This window comes from Priestia sp. P5_B4, from assembly GCF_056400385.1.
Map to the genome: position 1 here is coordinate 1 of NZ_JBFULJ010000624.1, position 2,275 is coordinate 2,275.

Sequence of the window (2,275 nt, forward strand, 5' to 3'; positions counted from 1 at the left end):
AGCAGGATCAGAAGATCAAAAGCAGGTATTGGCAAGATTGCTTAAAAACCAAGAGGATATTGGGAATGCTGTGAAGACAGTATACGGAGAGAAAGCCGGAAATAAGCTTACGGATTTGCTTAAGGAACATATTATCCTTGCCGGCAAGATTGTAGATGCAGCAAAAAACGGAAAGAAGGCCTTGGTGAATCAGTTAAACAAAGAATGGTATCGAAATGCTGATGATATAGCAGCGTTCCTTAGCCAAGCTAACCCTTATTTAAAAAATGAGGATCTGAAAAAATTACTGTATATGCATCTAAAATTGGTGACAAATGATTTATCTGCGAGCTTAGCAAAGGATTGGGAGGCAAGAATTGGTGCGATTGATGAAGGTGTCTCACATATCATCTTAATGGCAGATACAATCTCTACGGGAGTTGTGAAGCAGTTTCCAGAGAAATTCACTCAATATTAAATTATCTTTAATAATCAAATAAAAATTAAATACACGGAGATTATTTATTATGAAACATCTTATTGTTTACGCTCATCCTAATCCAGAGAGTTTAAATCATTCAATTTTAGATATAGCTGTTAATACGTTAAGGAAAAACGGACACGAAGTTATCGTACGTGATTTATATGAACTTAATTTTCAACCTGTTTTAAAACCAGAAGATACGGAAGCTATGAAGGTTGGAAAAACACCTAATGACATTAAGACAGAACAAGAATTTATTTCTGAAGCAGATGCTATAACATTTATTTATCCTATTTGGTGGACGGGACTTCCAGCTATTCTTAAAGGATACGTAGATCGAGTATTTGCCTATGGTTTCGCTTATATGCCTGGTGCAGAAGGGATTGTTAAACTCTTGAAAGGTAAAAAAGGTTTAATTATTAATACCCATGGTACCCCTACTGAAGTCTACGATGAGATTGGCATGACAGCAGGGTTGAAGGTAACATCTGATGTTGGAATATTTGATTTTACTGGAATCGAAACGGTAGAACATTTACTATTTGGAAGCATTGGATACCTTGAGGAAGAAGCTTATAAAGGTATGTTAACAAGATTGGAAGATACTATTAATCGTCACTTTTCATAAGGAATAGAAAAAGGACTGCCAAATCAGGCAGTCTTTTTCGACTTTCATTTGATTTTTTATTGTTTAGTTTTTTGGATTCCTTGAAAATCCATTACGGTAACTAAAAATGTATCCTTTAACAGACAAGATATTTAAATCTATTATAAGAGGTCAAAGCATTTATTATCGTTAACAAAATAAAAAGCAACCTCGGGCATTGTGGTATGCTCCCCTTATAGTAGACAAGTAAAAGAAAGCAACCTATCCTGTCTACTATGGAGGGGATTTTTTTATGGGGAAAACAAAGAGAACGTTTGACATTGGATTTAAGAAAAAAGTAGTAGATTTATATCTTGAGGGGCGACTGGGCTGTAAAGCAGTTGGGAAAGAATTTGGCATTAATCATACAACTGTTTTACGTTGGGTTCGACATTATGAAGCCGAAGGCCTGAAAGGCCTTGAGGAAAAGCGCGGTAAGTCGAGAGAGCCTAATAAAGAGAAATATGTCTCTCATTCGGAAAGTTCTGAGACTAAAATTAAGCGATTGGAAGCAGAGAATGAAATGCTAAAAAAGCTCTTACAGATGTAAAAGGGGGAATGGAGGAAGTACCAACCTATAAAAAATTTAAAGTTATTAACGAAATGGCAAAGGCAGAGAAAAATTTTGCGATTCGTCTATTATGTAAGATCGCAGAAGTATCAAGAAGTGGCTATTATAAGTGGTTAAATCGACAGATCTCTCCTTCTGAAAAACAACGTGAAGATGAAGAACTCAAGCAAAAAATAAAGAGTTGTCATCAAAAATTCAAAGGGATTTATGGATATAGAAGAATACAAATATGGTTAAAGGCAGTGTGTGACTTACATGTAAATCACAAGCGTATACAACGTTTGATGAGAGAGATGAAAATTCAAGCAGTTATCAGGAAGAAGCGTCGCTACTACGGAAGAAAAGAAGCCTTTGTTATGTCGGATAATCATCTCAACAGAGAGTTTCAGGCTTCACAGCCTAATGAAAAGTGGGTTACAGACATCACCTATTTACTTTTCAATGGACAGACTTTGTATTTATCTGCCATTAAGGATTTATACAACAATGAAATTGTTGCGTATAAAATAAGTCGAAGAAATGATCTTAAATTGGTCATAGATACGCTAGAGAAAGCAATAAAACACCGAAATGTAAAAGGCATCCTCTTACATAG

4 protein-coding genes are annotated in these 2,275 nt (G+C 35.3%); all 4 read left to right on the plus strand.

Going from position 1 to position 2,275, the window contains the following annotated elements:
* The coding region (locus AC1DRF_RS23855) for a glycosyltransferase (protein WP_477741858.1) at positions 1 to 457 on the plus strand (457 nt) is incomplete at its 5' end.
* A 49-nt stretch (positions 458 to 506) separates the two neighbouring features.
* Positions 507 to 1,091 carry an NAD(P)H-dependent oxidoreductase gene (locus AC1DRF_RS23860; RefSeq protein WP_427077137.1) on the plus strand — a complete coding sequence of 195 codons (585 nt, stop codon included), beginning with the start codon at positions 507 to 509 and terminating at the stop codon, positions 1,089 to 1,091.
* 271 nt (positions 1,092 to 1,362) lie between these two features.
* Positions 1,363 to 1,659 (plus strand): helix-turn-helix domain-containing protein, encoded by a 297-nt coding sequence (locus tag AC1DRF_RS23865; protein ID WP_137739126.1) that lies wholly within the window; start codon positions 1,363 to 1,365, stop codon positions 1,657 to 1,659.
* Between the two features lie 8 nt (positions 1,660 to 1,667).
* A partial coding sequence (locus tag AC1DRF_RS23870; protein WP_477741859.1) for an IS3 family transposase occupies positions 1,668 to 2,275 on the plus strand: 608 nt, incomplete at its 3' end.